Origin of the sequence: Mesorhizobium sp. M4B.F.Ca.ET.017.02.2.1 (assembly GCF_003998955.1) — a bacterium.
GTDB classification, from domain to species: Bacteria; Pseudomonadota; Alphaproteobacteria; order Rhizobiales; family Rhizobiaceae; genus Mesorhizobium; species Mesorhizobium abyssinicae.
The window spans coordinates 1-2,559 of sequence record NZ_RZOF01000537.1; the positions used below are offsets into that span (position 1 = coordinate 1).

Consider the following 2,559-nt stretch of genomic DNA (forward strand, 5'->3'; position numbering starts at 1 on the left):
CCCGGTGGAGAACCGGCCGCCCGCCGCCCCCCCCGCCCCGTCCTGGTCGAACAGCAGAGCGCCGGTCGCATCGTCATAGATAATGTGGTCGCTGTCATCGATGGCCTCGCTGCCGACCGTGAAGACGGCAGCAAAAAGCGGGCCGGCCGACAGCCCGACGAATGCGGAGCTGTCCAGCCGGAACACATCGTCAAGCGCGTTGAAGTCGACGATACGGTCGTAGTTCGCTGGTCCGAGTGCGTCGAACACGAAGACATCCCGGCCCGCGTCGCCGGCTAGCCAGTCGCGCCCGGCGCCGCCATTGAGGATGTCGTCGCCAGCGCCGCCGCGCAGGTCGTCTGAGCCGGCGCCGCCGTCGAGAACGTCGTCGCCCGTATCGCCGCGGATGCCGTCGGTGCCTGCACCGCCGCTTATCGCGTCGCTGCCGGCGTCGCCCTTCAGCCAATCCGTGCCTGCGCCGCCGATGATCGTGTCGGCGCCGGCGCCGCCGAACAGCTGGTCGTGGCCGGCGCCGCCGTCTAGCGTATCGTTGAACGGGGTGCCGCTGATGCGGTCGCCACCGCCCAGCGCGGCGACGAGCACGGCATGATCGTAGCCTCCATAGCTCACGACATTCGTGACGTCGCTCAACGCGATGGATTCGGCCGGCGGCGTCACCGCGATCGTAATCGTCGCCACATTGCTGTTGCCCTGGCCGTCGGTAGCGTAAACCGTGAAGCTGTCGGTGCCGACGAAGCCGGCCTCGGGCGTGTAGTCAAACAGATTGCCGCTCAGAAAGTCGGCATGATAGTGCAGGCTCGAGCCGTAGTGCCCCTGGTGAAACGGGTAGTAGTTGCCGTCGAAACTCGTGCTCTGCTCGAGGGTGCCGTGGTCCGGCCCGTCCACGACGACAAAGCTCAAGAGATCGTAGTCGGCGTCCGCGGCGCTGAATTTGATGTCGTCGAGAAACTGCCCCTGTGAAACCGACACGTTCAGATCGGCGGCGGTGGGCGCATGATTGACGAAGCTGTCGGGCTGCAGCGCGCCGCCTTCCAGGATGATCTGATGCTGCCCATACTGGGTGTTTTCGCCGCCGAAATATTCGTTCGCGCCGATCCATGTCACCGTGATGGTGTCGGGGCTGTCGGCGTTGACCGAGACAATCTGGGCAGACAGGAAAGCGGCCTGGTCGGACAAGGTGCGGATAAGATTGCCTTCATTGTCGAAGACCTGCGTCTCCACCGTCGTCCAGGTCTCGGTTCGGCCCTCGTTGGTGAAGCTGGTGATGGTGAAGAAGCCGTCGAAGACATCGACCGAAGCCAGGTCGATCCCACCGAACGGGAAATCCGGCTTTGCTCCTATTGGCCCGATCACATCGCCGTCGGTTTCGGTAATGCTGAAAAGGACCGCGTCAGGGCTCGGATTGGGATTGTCGGTTTCTTCCCATACGGTGAGCTCGCTGCCATTGCTTAAGGTCAGCATCCTGTCTTCCTCGCCTTCGCGCCTGGACGTGCTGTGGATGCCCCCCCGATCCCAACGATAGCATCGTACGCGCGTCGGATCGGTGACAAACCCGGCCGCGTCCCGCCTTTTTCCAATGTGGTTAATTATGTGTGTCGAGCGGGATCCCGTTGCTCGGTCGGGGTCGACATTTGTTCTTGTAATGTTCTTGATCAATCCGAAAATCTGTGGTTGTCTTGGCTGACCCCGCTCGCCGCCTGATCGCAGGACCGGCGGGCGGACAGGTATCCGGGGGCAGAGCAAGATGGTGGCGCGGGTTCGCACGGTCGCTTTCCAGGGCATCGAGGCCGTGCCGGTCGATGTCCAGGTGATGATCGCGCCGGGCAAGGTCGGCATGCATATTGTCGGCCTGCCGGACAAGGCGGTGGCGGAGAGCCGCGAGCGGGTGCAGGCGGCTTTGCATGCCTCGGGCCTGTCGATGCCGTCGAAGAAGGTCACCGTCAACCTCGCGCCGGCCGACCTGCCCAAGGAAGGCAGCCATTACGATTTGCCGATCGCGCTCGGCCTGATGGCGGCGCTCGGCGCCATTCCGGGCGACATGCTGGCCGGCTATGTCGTGCTCGGTGAATTGTCGCTCGACGGCACCATCGCGGCGGTGGCCGGAGCGCTGCCGGCGGCGATCGGCGCCAATGCCGAGAACAAGGGCCTGATCTGCCCGTTCGGCTGCGGGCCGGAGGCCGCCTGGGCCGGCAAGGATTTCGACATCCTGGCGCCGCGCAGCCTGATCGCGATCGCCAACCACTTCCGCGGCACGCAGGTGCTGTCGCGGCCCGAGGCCGGCATCCAGCTCGCGGCGCGCGACCTGCCGGACCTTGCCGACATCAAGGGCCAGGAGAGCGCCAGGCGGGCGCTGGAGGTGGCGGCCGCGGGCGGTCACAACCTCCTGATGGTCGGGCCTCCAGGTTCTGGAAAGTCGATGCTGGCGCAGCGGCTGCCGTCGATCCTGCCGCCGCTGGCGCCGAAGGAACTTTTGGAAGTCTCGATGATCGCCTCGGTGGCGGGCGAACTCGGCGAAGGCAAGCTCACCGACCGGCGGCCGTTCCGCGCCCCGCATCATTC

General features: G+C 65.4%; 2 protein-coding genes. One reads left to right on the top strand and one right to left on the bottom strand.

What is annotated here, in order from left to right:
* Positions 1-1,656, bottom strand: a 1,656-nt coding sequence (locus tag EN738_RS33380) for an Ig-like domain-containing protein (RefSeq protein WP_245494847.1), incomplete at its 3' end; no start/stop codon positions are given.
* A gap of 88 nt (positions 1,657-1,744) precedes the next feature.
* Between EN738_RS33380 and EN738_RS33385 the strand changes: the two genes are divergently transcribed.
* The coding region (locus EN738_RS33385; RefSeq protein ID WP_145967020.1) for a magnesium chelatase domain-containing protein at positions 1,745-2,559 on the top strand (815 nt) is incomplete at its 3' end.